This window comes from Metapseudomonas resinovorans, assembly GCF_002003485.1.
Classification (GTDB): domain Bacteria; phylum Pseudomonadota; class Gammaproteobacteria; order Pseudomonadales; family Pseudomonadaceae; genus Metapseudomonas; species Metapseudomonas resinovorans_D.
Genome location: NZ_BDMA01000020.1, coordinates 302,390 through 314,004, shown reverse-complemented (window position 1 = coordinate 314,004; position 11,615 = coordinate 302,390). Strand labels below are relative to the sequence as shown.

At 63.6% G+C, this 11,615-nt stretch carries 8 protein-coding genes; 7 read left to right on the top strand and 1 reads right to left on the bottom strand.

Going from position 1 to position 11,615, the window contains the following annotated elements; translation table 11 throughout:
* Nucleotides 1-358: 358 nt before the first annotated feature.
* On the bottom strand, nt 359-1,684 hold the full coding sequence (locus tag MnOB_RS07240; RefSeq protein WP_077523486.1) for an MFS transporter: 1,326 nt from the start codon (nt 1,682-1,684) through the stop codon (nt 359-361).
* A 300-nt stretch (nt 1,685-1,984) separates the two neighbouring features.
* On the opposite strand from MnOB_RS07240, the gene MnOB_RS07235 reads away from it, so the two are divergent.
* The 7 genes from MnOB_RS07235 to MnOB_RS07205 all read left to right on the top strand — a co-directional run bounded on the left by MnOB_RS07235 (nt 1,985) and on the right by MnOB_RS07205 (nt 11,406).
* Entirely contained in the window at nt 1,985-3,955 is a 1,971-nt protein-coding gene (locus tag MnOB_RS07235; protein WP_077523484.1) for an alkyl/aryl-sulfatase, read from the top strand.
* A 4-nt stretch (nt 3,956-3,959) separates the two neighbouring features.
* Entirely contained in the window at nt 3,960-4,655 is a 696-nt protein-coding gene (locus MnOB_RS07230) for a TetR/AcrR family transcriptional regulator (protein ID WP_077523482.1), read from the top strand.
* A gap of 213 nt (nt 4,656-4,868) precedes the next feature.
* Nucleotides 4,869-6,299: a phenylacetate--CoA ligase family protein gene (locus tag MnOB_RS07225; RefSeq protein ID WP_077523480.1), complete on the top strand. Its 1,431-nt coding sequence runs from the start codon at nt 4,869-4,871 to the stop codon at nt 6,297-6,299.
* 3 nt (nt 6,300-6,302) lie between these two features.
* On the top strand, nt 6,303-7,760 hold the full coding sequence (locus MnOB_RS07220; RefSeq protein WP_077523478.1) for an acyl-CoA reductase: 1,458 nt from the start codon (nt 6,303-6,305) through the stop codon (nt 7,758-7,760).
* Nucleotides 7,761-7,812: 52 nt separating this feature from the next.
* Nucleotides 7,813-8,865: an NAD(P)-dependent alcohol dehydrogenase gene (locus tag MnOB_RS07215; protein ID WP_077523476.1), complete on the top strand. Its 1,053-nt coding sequence runs from the start codon at nt 7,813-7,815 to the stop codon at nt 8,863-8,865.
* A gap of 145 nt (nt 8,866-9,010) precedes the next feature.
* Complete coding sequence (locus MnOB_RS07210) at nt 9,011-10,351, top strand: DUF1214 domain-containing protein (RefSeq protein ID WP_234358208.1); 1,341 nt, start codon at nt 9,011-9,013, stop codon at nt 10,349-10,351.
* A gap of 17 nt (nt 10,352-10,368) precedes the next feature.
* Nucleotides 10,369-11,406 carry a DUF1254 domain-containing protein gene (locus MnOB_RS07205; protein WP_077523474.1) on the top strand — a complete coding sequence of 346 codons (1,038 nt, stop codon included), beginning with the start codon at nt 10,369-10,371 and terminating at the stop codon, nt 11,404-11,406.
* Nucleotides 11,407-11,615: the final 209 nt, after the last annotated feature.

The window sequence follows — 11,615 nt, the reverse complement described above, 5'->3', positions numbered from 1 at the left end:
TCTTCCAGGTGGCCGATTACGGCCTGGTGGCTGACCTGTTCGAAGCGGTGCCGGAGATCGAAAGCCTGCTCTGAGGCTCACCGGCAACGAAAAAGCCCGCTCACTGAGCGGGCTTTTTTGTAGGGTGCGCCGCGCGCACCGACGGAGTTTCCGGTTTCCCCCGTTCCACGTCTGGGCGCCGATCCGGTGCGCATGGCGCACCCTACGGGAGCATCGCGAATGAATTCGCTCCCACAACGACGTGGGATTCACTGCCGAGATGTTGGGCCTCGCTTCGTTCGACCCAACCTACGGATGGAGTGGGGCGGGATTTTGTAGGTTGTGGCAGAGCTACGCGAAGCCCAACGCTTACCGAATCTTAATGGGGCCTTCCGAGGCGTCGGGCGGGGATGCCGATGAGCAGCAACAGCGCACCGAATACCAGCAGGATGGCAATCAGGTCGAACGCCAGGTAGAGGCTGCCGGTTGCGTCCTTCACCGCGCCCACTGCCATCTGGCTGAGCACGCCGGCCAGGTTGCCGATGCTGCTGATGACGGCGATGCCACCCGCCGCGCCGGACGCGCTCAACAGGGCGGGTGGCACCGTCCAGAACAGTGGCATGGCCGACAGCGCTGCAGCGGCGCCCAGGCTTATAAGTGCCACCGAAAGCACCGCATTCCCTTGGGCCAGGTCAAGCAGGCCGAAGCTGGCAGCCGCCGCCAGCATCGTCAGGCCAAGATGCCAACGGCGCTCCATATGGCGGTCCGAGCTACGGCCCAGCAGGTACATGGCGCAGAGGCCGCCAAGGAAGGGGAGGGCTGTGACCATTCCAATGACCTTCAGGTCTTCCAGGCCGAAGCCGCGTACCAGGGTCGGTAGCCAGTAGGACACGGTATTGGAGCCGCTGTAGATGCAGAAGTACACCAGGCCCGCTATGTAGAGCAGCGGATCGCGCAGCACGTCAGCGAAACCATGGTGCTTCACGGCGCAGGTCGTTTCCTCGGCCAGAGCCTGCTGGACCTGCTGCTTTTCCTCGTCGTCCAGCCAGGTGGCCTGCTCGGGACGGTCGGTCAGCCAGAAGCGGCCGATCACGCCCAGAACTACCGCCGGCAAGCCGGTGAGGACGAACAGCACCTGCCAGTCGCGAAGTCCGCGCCAGCCGTGTAGGTGCGCCATGATGGTCCCCGACAAGGGGCCGCAGATCACCCCGGCGAACATGGCCGCCATGAAGAAGGAAGCGGTGATGCGGCCGCGCAGGGCGGCAGGAAACCAGTAGGTGAGATAGAGGATCAGGCCCGGGAAGAAGCCCGCTTCGGCGATGCCCAGCAGGAAGCGCGCGGCGATCAGTTGGTTGGGCGTGGTGACGAACGCCGTGGCCACGGTAATCAGGCCCCAGAGGATCATGATCCGCGTCATCGTGGCGCGTGCGCCGACGCGCTGCATGTAGAGGTTGCTGGGCACCTCGAAGAGGATGTAGCCCAGGTAGAAAATGCCGGCACCGATGCCGTAGGCGGCATCGCTCAAGGCAATATCTTCGGCCATGCGCAGCTTGGCGAACGACAGGTTGAGCCGGTCGATGGCGTTGATGATGAAGGCCAGCATCAGGAAGGGCAGCAGTCGCCAGATGACCTTGGTGAACGTGCGTTTGAGATGTTGGGCCGGTAGTGCGGAGGTAGCCGGGAAGGGCTGGATGGCATCGCTCATGGAACCGCTCCTGCGGGAAAGCCGGATTGTTGTTGTAGTGGGGCCTCGGCGGGCCATTGGGCGAGTATAGGGACGCAGGGGTACCCGATGTTCCGGATTCCATCGAAATACAAGCTATTGATTTTATGAGTGAAATCACGCAAATCCGTGAGGTCGAAATGCCTGATTCCGATTTCCGTCGCCGTCCATCGCTTGAGGCCCGTGAACCCCCCCCGGAAGAGGGGGAGACGCCAGGCACTACCGGGTTAGCCTCTAGATCGGTAAACCTGGTCGAACCCGTGGATGAGAAGGAAACCCAGAATGCGCCATGCCCTCGCTACCCTTGCCACCGTCGTTTCCCTGCTGAGTGGCTCGGCATACGCCGCGACCGCTCCGGCCAACTCGGCCAAGGACGCCAGCCCGGTCACCGCCGCCGCCAACCGGGAGCTGCTGGGCAAACTGCCCTTCGACGACCGCGCCGACTATGAAGCAGCCAGTCGTGGCTTGGTGGCGCCCTTCGAGGGGGAAATCCGCAATGCCGAGGGCAAGCCGGTCTGGAACACCCACGCCTATGACTTCCTGCAGCAGAAGGACTCGCCGGATACGGTGAACCCGAGCCTGTGGCGAATGGCGCAGCTCAATACCAACGCAGGCCTGTTCCAGGTGACGGAGGGGCTGTACCAGGTGCGCGGCATCGACCTGGCGAACATGACCATCATCGAAGGCAAGGACGGGCTGATCATCATCGACCCGCTCTATGTCACGGAGACCGCCAAGGCTGGCCTGGAACTCTACTATCAGCATCGTCCGCGCAAGCCGGTGGTGGCGGTGATCTATTCCCACAGCCACGTCGACCATTTCGGTGGCGTACGCGGTGTGGTCGACGAGGCAGACGTCAAGGCCGGCAAGGTGCGCATCTATGCCCCGGAAGGCTTCATGGAACACGCCATCAGCGAGAACGTCCTGGCCGGTACCGCCATGTTCCGTCGCGGCATGTTCCAGAGCGGCGGTACGGTGCCGAGAAGCGAGCGAGGCCAATTGGATACCGGGATCGGCAAGGGCGCTCCTGTAGGCGGCACCATCAGCCTGATTCCGCCGACCGACCTGATCGTTCAGCCGCTGGAAAGCCACGAGATCGCGGGCGTCCAGGTGGAGTTCCAGCTGACCCCCGGCACCGAGGCGCCGGCGGAGATGAACCTCTACCTGCCACAGCTGCATGCCCTGTGCATGGCGGAAAACGCTACCCGGACGATGCACAACGTCCTCACTCCACGTGGCGCCGAAGTGCGCGACGCGAAGGCTTGGTCGCGGTTCATCGATGACAGCCTGGTGCGCTACGGCGACAAGGCCGAGGTGATGTTCGCCCAGCACAACTGGCCGACCTGGGGAGGCGAGGGCATCCGTACGCTCCTGGCCGACCAGCGTGACATGTACGCCTTCATCAACAACGAGACCTTGCACCTGCTCAACCAGGGCCTGACGCCGCTGGAGATCGCCGATGCGGTCAAGAAGCTGCCGGGCGAACTGGACCGCAAGTGGTACGCCCGTGGCTATTACGGCACCCTCAGCTTCAACACCCGCGCGGTGTACCAGCGTTATCTCGGCTTCTACGACGGCAACCCGGCCAACCTCGATCCGCTGCCGCCGGTCGAATCCGGCAAGCGTTATGTGGCGGCCCTGGGCGGGGCAGACAAGGTGTTGCAACTCATGGGCACGGCGATGGAGCAGGGCGACTATCGCTGGGCCGCAGAGCTGGGCAACAACCTGGTCTTCGCCGAGCCGGAAAACAAGGCGGCCCGCGCAGTCCAGGCCGACGTGCTGGAGCAACTGGGTTACCGCAGCGAATCGGCCATCTGGCGCAATATCTACCTGACCGGTGCCCAGGAGCTGCGCCAAGGCGCCCCTGAGCAGGGTGGCAGGGCCATCGCCGACCTCGTGACTGCCGCGACGCCGGCCATGTTCCTGGACATCCTGGCGGTGCGCCTGGACGCGGACAAAGCCGTGGGCCACGACATGACGCTCAACTGGGACTTCGAGGACCTTGGCCAGCATTTCGCGCTGACGCTGAGCAATGGCGTGCTGACCTACCGCGAGAACACCAGCCATGCCAAGCCGGATGCCTCGGTGAAGATGAGCAAGGCCGTGCTCGATCGCATCAGCCTGCGCCAGCTCGACTTCCCCACCGCACTGAAACAGGGCGACATCAAGCTCGAAGGGGATGCTGCGCGATTCAAGGCGCTGCTGGGCATGCTCAGCACCTTCCAGCCGACCTTCAATATCGTGACCCCCTGATCGCATGACGCGCCGAGCCAGCAGTTCCTCCCGTGGCGGGTCCGCCAACGACAACGCCCTGCGCGTGGAGGTGCCGGCCCGGCCGCGCAAGCTTCCGAAGCAGGCGCGCTCAGTCGCACTGGTCGACGCCCTGAAAGCAGCGGGGCGCGACATCCTCGAACGGGAAGGGCGGGAGGCGCTGTCCATCTATCGCCTTTCCGACTACTCGGGGGTGGCGATCAGTTCCATCTACGAGTACTTCCCCACCATCGAATCGTTGGTCGGCGCCATCTTCGAGGACTTCCGGGCTGCCACCCGCCTCGAAGCCATCGCCAGCATCCAGGCGCTGCCAGCGTCGGCGACGCTCTACGACGGCATCGAAGGGCTTCTGCGCACCGGCCTCATGGCGCTGCATCGCTGGATGCGGATCGATTCTGAACTCAGTCTCAAGGCCGCCTACTACGGCGAGTTGGTCCGGCTGGAAATCGTCAAGCCCGAGCGGTTCTGGATTTCCACGGTGATTCCCGCCCTGGTGGAGCGCTTCTCCGACGAGGTTCTGGTTCGTGATCGCGAGAAGGCCGGCTTCCTCGCCTACCAGGCCGTGACGGCCTTGCCCCGTGCCCTGCTGATCGAAAGGCCGGAATACCTGGTGGAGCCCGACACGGTTCGCCTGCTGGCGCGGATGCTCCACGCGCTGTTGACCACACCGGATGCGGAATAGTCACCTTCTGTCACCCGGTATTCGAATAAAAGTCCTTTAAAAACAGATTCTTGCCGTATCCCTTGTGGCTGCGGAATCCGGAAATGATTTCGCCCTTTCGCCCCCTAAACTGGTCCTGCCATTCAGGCCGTCCTGCCCCGACGGCCCAGTGATCAGCGCCTTCCTGACCGGCTGCCGGCCAGGACGCGAAGGTAAATCCGAGGAGACCGTCCCGTGACAAGAACAACAGAAGAACAGGTCGAACTGCTGCTGACCGATCCAGCGGCCCTGGCCGACCATTCCTTGCAGAACTGGGTCCAGTTGCCGCGCGAGCGGATCGACGTCCTCCAGTTGGCGGGCCTGAAGCGCCGCTTCGCTGAAATGCGCGAGCGCATCCCAGTGCTGAAGAAACTGGCGGACGCCGAAGGCGTCGAGCGCATCGAGCAACTGGATGATGCGCTGCCGCTGCTGTTCGAGCACACCATGTTCAAGTCCTACCCACCGTCGCTGCTGGAGAAGAACAACTTCGCCGCTATCAACAAGTGGCTCGGCAAACTGGTTACCCCGGAGCTCGCGGAAAAGATCGCAGCCGTTAACGTCAGTGCCTGCAAGGGCCTGGATGACTGGTTCGAGACCATGGACCGCGATGTCCCCGAGCTCTGCCTCAGCCATACCTCGGGGACCTCCGGAACCCTGTCCTTCCTGCCCTGCAGCGTGCGCGAGTTTGAGAAGGCCACCCAGGTGCGCAAGTTGTACGCCTGGAACATGGCCGGCCCGGACACCCCGGACCCGCATATGCACACCGCCTACCCGTATTACCGCAAGGGCTATCTGAGCCACCTGCGCGGCGTCGGTGCGCTGGTCAAGGGGCTGTTGCCGGACGAATCCCATTTCCATCCGGCCTATCCCTCCACCCTTTCCAGCGACGTGTTGCACCTCGGCGCCAAACTGCGTTCGGCCCATGCCAAGGGCACCCTGGATCGTCTCGTAGTGGCGTCGGAGCTGCTGGCCAAGAAGAAGCTGTTCGACCAGCAGCAAGCCGAAATGCCACAGCATCTGGCCGCTTTCTTCGACGACATCGCCACTCGCCTCAAGGGCAAGCGTGTCTACATCGGCGGCACCTGGAACCTGCTGCACGACATGGCCAAGGCCGGCCTTGAGCGCGGACTGGAAGGCGTGTTCCACCCGGACTCCTACATCGCCACCACCGGTGGCGCCAAGGGTGTGGTACAGCCCGAAGGCTGGCGCGAGGACGTCAAACGGTTCATCGGTGTGCAGGTGCTTCACGAGTCCTACGCGATGTCGGAAGTGGTCAGTGGTTCGCACATGCGTTGCGAGCAGGGCAACTACCACTTTGCGCACACCGCGATTCCTTTCCTGCTCGATCCGGAAACCAGCAAACCATTGCCGCGCTCAGGCCGCCAGACAGGCCGCGCGGCCTTCTTCGACCTGGGGGCGGACATCCACTGGGGCGGTTTCATCACCGGCGACGAAATTACCGTGGAGTGGGACAAACCCTGCACCTGCGGCCGACCGAGCCGCTATGTGGCGGGGGCGATCCAGCGTTACAGCGACAAGAACGGCGGTGACGACAAGATCACTTGTGCCGCTTCCGAGCAATCCCATCGCGAAGCGATGGATTTCCTGAATACCCTGGAGCTCTGAGTCATGTCCCATCCAATCGCGCCGATGATCATTCGCGGCGAAGTCATCACCGACAACCTGATCGAAGTCGGCGGCCGTGGCGGCGACCTGGCGTTCCTTACCCCAGACGCGCGCAAGTACATCGACCGCCTGCCCCTGGGCAATCCGACGAAACTGGCCGATCTCTACGAACTGAGCTTCGACGACATACTTGATTACTGCGTGGCCCTCGGCGAGCGCCTTGATTTCAGCAAGAACCGCTACCTGCAGGAAGCCTGCGAGCTGTCCTTCCTGACCGCACCCACCACCCCGACCATTGTCAAGGCCTCCTACATGGGCCTGCAGAACCTGCTGTCGCGGCCCTTCATCACTGAGATGGTGGAAAGCACGGTGGGTGTGAAGTACCTGGAGGGCTGGGTTCCACAAACCCTGCTGGATGGAACTCAACTGGAGGTCCGCTGCTTCGGCGCGCGCACCCTGCACATCGTCGCCGGCAATGCCGTGGCCCTGTCGCTGTGGACCATCATCCGCAACATGGTCCTGCGCAGTGACGCCATCATCAAGGCACCGTCCAACGATCCATTCACCGCCCTGGCCATCGCCCGCACCATGGTCGACATGGCGCCCGATCACCCGCTGACCAAGCACCTGACCGTGGCCTACTGGAAGGGGGGCGACCAGGAACTGGAGCAGCGCCTGTACCAGCCGCAGAACCTCGAGAAGATCGTCGCCTGGGGTGGTTTCGCTTCGATGAAGCACGTCACCCGCTACATCCAGCCTGGCCTGGAGCTGATTTCCCTGGACCCCAAGCGCAGCGCCAGCATCATCGGCAAGGACACCTTCGCCAGCGAAGCCAGCATGCGTGAAGCGGCGGTGCGCCTTGCCTCCGACATCGGCGCCATCAACCAGAAGGGCTGCGTTTGTGCCCGTTCCGTCTACGTCCAGTCCGGCACCGACGAGGCAGGCCTGGAGCGGCTGAACACCTTCGGCCAGTACGTCTACGAGGCCATGCTGGGGCTGCCCAATACGATCAGCACCACGCCCAAGTCCTATGACAAGAACCTCAAGGCCCACGTCGACGCGCTGCGCCTGGATGACGAGTGGTACAAGGTGATCGGTGGGAAGGAAGGCGAGGGCGCCATCATCTGCTCGCAGATTCCCGAGCCGGTGTCCTTCTCCACGATCCTCGACGACCGCACCGCAAACCTGGTGCCGGTGGACGAACTCAGCGAGATGCTCGATGCGGTGGACGCCTATACCCAGACGGTCGGCATCTACCCCGAGAGCATCAAGGACCAGTTGAAAGACGTACTGCCGCTCCATGGCGCGCAGCGCATCGTTTCCTTGGGTTATGCGGCGGCGATGAAGTTCGCCGCCCCGCAGGATTCCCTCGAACCGATGCGCCGCATGGGCAAGTGGATTTCCAACCAGATCGCCACGCCGGAAACCAGCCCGGCGCCCTGGCTGCGTCCTTCCATCTGACACCCCGCGCCCTGCTTCGGCAGGGCGCCTCCCCAAATTCGAGGAATCACCCATGACGACCTGTCTTGGCTATGGGGCCCTTGAGGCCCATGCGCAACTCAAGCCCCTGAGCTTTGAACGCCGTGCCTTGCGCGACGACGACGTCGCAATCGAAATCGCCTACTGCGGCGTCTGCCACTCGGACATGCACTACGTGCACAACGACTGGAACAACACCCGCTTCCCCTGCGTACCCGGCCACGAGATCGTTGGCCAGGTCACCGCAGTCGGTCCTGCCGTCACCCACTACAAAGTGGGCGACAAGGTCGCAGTCGGCTGCCTGGTGGACAGCTGCCAGCACTGCGCGGCCTGCGAGGCCCACGAAGAGCCTCACTGCAGCAACGGCATGACCGCCACCTATAACGGCCTGGACCGCATCAGCGGTCAGGTCAACTACGGCGGTTACTCCCAGCACATCGTGGTCCGCGAGCAATTCGTGCTGCGCATGCCCGACGCGCTCGATCCGCGCTTCGCCGGACCGCTGCTGTGTGCCGGTATCACGGTCTGGACACCCCTGCGCGAGTACGGCGCCGGCGCAGGCACCCGTCTGGCCGTGGTCGGGCTGGGCGGGCTGGGCCACATGGCGGTCAAGCTGGCGGTTGCGCTGGGTGCCGAGGTCACCGTCATCACCACGTCGCCGGGCAAGGCGGACGATGCCCGCGCACTGGGCGCGCACCATGTGCTGCTGTCCACCGATGCGCAGGCAATGAAGGAGGCGGCGAGCCGCTTCGACCTCATCCTCGACACCATCCCGCGCAAGCACAACGTCAACCCGTACCTGATGCTCCTTGGTCGCCACGGCAAGCTGGTGCTGGTGGGCGCTCTGGAACCACTGGAGCCGATCCATGGCGCGCTGCTGGCGATCAACAATCGCTCCATCGCCGGTTCGCTGATCGGGGGGCTGGCCCAGACCCAGGAGTTGCTGGATTTCTGCGCCGAGCACCAGGTGTTGCCTCAGTGCGAAATGATCGACATCCAGGACATCAATACCGCCTTCGAGCGCATGGAACGCAATGATGTGAAGTACCGCTTCGTGATCGACATGGCGTCGTTGAAGAACGCCTGACGGTCAGAAGTGGCATGGCCCTGGCAGGGTATGTCGGGGCTCTCTGCGTGAAGTCGGGGTTGCGCCCCACCCCAAAGGGGAGGGGCCAGTCGCGCCGGTAAAAGGCATAACTGCCGGTGATCGCTCATGACGGAGAAAAACAACAATGCGTTCAATACGTCTGGCGCTGGCCTGCGGCGCCTTCACTACTTCCTGCCTGATGGCTGCGGTCGCGCCATCGGCTTCCCATGCCGCTACCCCGCAGCAACCGGCACTTTCCGATCAGCAGGTGGGCGACGCCTACATCTACCTGCTCGGACGTCTGCTGGTGGTGCGCCAGCAGCAACTGGACTTCCAGCAAGGCATGCGCTGGAACCAGCTGGTACATCGCAAGCCGGGCGCGGTGGCTTGGCCCAATCCCAACCTGGACGTGGCTTATTCCGAAGCCTGGGTAGCGGTGGATGAAGGCAGTTGTACACTGGTCAGCGTGCCGAAGATTTCTGATCGCTATTACACGGTGCAGTTCCTCAATGGCTGGGGCGAGACCCTGGCCAACATCAATGAGCGCACCTTTGCGCAGCATCCCAGTGGCGACTTCGCGGTCTGCCTGAAGGGAACGAGCGTTTCGCTGCCGACGGGTGTTCAGCGCGTGGACCTGCCGGTCCGCACTGCACGCGTGCTGTCGCGGGTAGAACTTGGCGCCGACCCGCAACAGGCAGAGCGCTTGCAGCAGCAGTTCAGCATGCGGCCAACTGGCTCGCCGCGGCTTCCAGAAGTGCCCCAGGTACCGCTGTTTACGCTGCCGCAGCTGCCCGGCGTCGAGGCGTTCGACACCGCCGAGGTATTGCTGAAGGAACCGGACTTGAATCCCGGCATGGAGGCGCTACAGGCTCGCGTGCATGCGCTGGCCAATCTGGTCAGCGATCCGGCGCTGCGGACGCGTCTCGATGCGGTGATCAGGAAGCAGGCATTCGCCGTCCTGGCCAAGGCGGCTCCCACCCTCGGCCCCGGCACGGTTCTCAACGGCTGGGTGCGGCCGGCGGTATCGGGCAACTACGGCAGCGACTACCTGACCCGCACCCTGGTGAACCTGGGCGGCATCTGGGCCAACAACCAGCAGGAGGTGAACTATTTCCGTGGCGCCGTGGATAGCCAGGGCGAAGTGCTCGATGGCAGCCGCAGTTATTCCCTGACCTTCCCCCGTGAGCAACTACCGTCCGGTTTCGCGCGCTACTTCTGGTCGATCACGGCCACCGATGCGAAGACCTTCAAGGTCCTGCCCAACGCACAGGGGCGCTTCTTGCTCAACAACCAGTCTGCCCTGCGCTACAACCAGGATGGCTCGTTGACCCTCTACTTTGGACCGCAGCCGCCGGCAGGTGTCGCCGAGGCGAACTGGCTGCCGACCCTTGCAGGACAGAACTTCCGACTGATGTTCCGCTACTACGGCGCCAAGGGCCCGGTGGCAGGCGGTGACTACTTCCCGCCGACGCTGGTGAGACTCTGATGATGAGGACAGGAGCCATGTACGAATTGAAGGTAATACTGGCGGCCATCGCCCTGCTTGTGGCCTGCCTGCCGGATGCCCATAGCGAAGCGCTACCGGGCGAGCCGGTGCAAGTAACCGTGGACAACTTCATCCGCGCCGAGACAGACCGCTACTTCGGCCTCACCGTAGCGCGTGGCGGCCTGGGCAAGTTCTCTCACTGGCGCAATCTGATCCCGGTCGATCGTCCGACGGTGATCCGACCGAACCGCGACACGCTTTACTCCACCGCCGTGTTCGACCTGGACGCGGGCCCCGTCAACGTGACCATGCCGGATGCCGGCGACCGCTTCATGTCGCTGGCGATGATCGACGAGAACCACCAGGTCATCGGCGTCCATTACGGTGTCGGAAAGTACAGCCTGGACAAGGCGAAGGTGGGCACTCGCTACGTCCTGGTCGGCGTGCGCACGCTGTTCGATCCGACCGATCCGCAGGACCTGACGAAGGTCGCTGCGCTGCAGGACGCCATCGGTGTGTCGCAGCTCAGGGGGCCAGGCCGTTTCGAAGTGCCGAACTGGGACGAAACGAGCCGCGCGCAGGTGCGCAAGGCGCTGCTGACGCTGGGCGCGACCATTCCGAATTCCCACGGGATGTTCGGCAAGGACGGTGAAGTCGACCCGGTGCGCCACCTGATCGGCAGCGCCATGGCCTGGGGCGGCAACCCGGAGAAGGACGCCTATTACCAGGTGGTCACGCCTGCGCAGAATGACGGCCAGACGAACTACAGGCTGGAGGTGGGCAAGGTTCCGGTGGGGGCCTTCTGGTCCATCAGCGTCTACAACGAGGCGGGGCACTTCCAGAAGAACGCCCTGGAGGCCTATAGCCTGAGCAACCTGACAGCGAAGAAAGGCGAGGGCGGTGCCATTTCCGTGCGCTTCGGTGGTTGCACGCCGCAGGTGGAGAACTGCCTGCCGATCATGCCCGGCTGGAACTACATGGTGCGTTTCTACCTGCCTGGCAAGGCCATCCTGGATGGCAGTTGGAAGCTGCCTGAGGCGCAGCCTGCGTCCTGAAAGCATGAAGCGGCGAGGGCAGGACTGCGTCCTGCCTAGCGATTGAAATCGCCCCCACAGGACTGTGCCGAAGGTGGGCCGTGAGTCACCCCTCGCCCTTTGGGAGAGGGGCCGGGGGTGAGGGTTGCCATCGGCTGGCACGGGTGTCTCGCCATTTCGCGAATAAATTCGCTCCCACAAAAGCGGGCAGGACTGCGTCCTGCTTGGCG